The following is a 356-nucleotide window of genomic DNA, read 5'->3' as shown; positions in this document are numbered from 1 at the left end:
AGCGAGCTTTGTAAAACCATGTTCTTTCAGATAAACTTGTAAGCCTGTTGGTGTTTTTTGATCATTTTCAAAAAAGGCGGAATAACTATCAATTTTTTGATTATAGCCTTTTCTGAGGATGAGTTGTGCTTTATCAACTTTAAGAGAGGTATGAAAGTCTGCTCCTTTTGTTCCTTGTACGCAATGATCTGGCCACAGTATTTGCGGACCATAGTCAAGATTAACGCTATCATAAGGCTTTTTATCAGGGTAGGAAGAGGCGAAGCTGCAATGGTTTTTAGGGTGCCAGTCTTGGGTTAAAATAACATGATCAAAATGCTCTATGAGATTATTGACAGCCGGTAAAATGATATCAC

At 37.6% G+C, this 356-nt stretch carries 1 pseudogene; it reads right to left on the bottom strand.

The features are described from left to right. A pseudogene (locus ACFINS_RS10460) lies at positions 1 to 356 on the bottom strand (nicotinamidase); the annotation flags it as partial.

It is taken from the genome of Bartonella sp. AA2SXKL (assembly GCF_042197205.1).
Lineage (GTDB): Bacteria > Pseudomonadota > Alphaproteobacteria > Rhizobiales > Rhizobiaceae > Bartonella.
The sequence above is the reverse complement of the archived record's forward strand: the minus strand, read 5'-3'. Positions and strand labels throughout refer to the sequence as shown.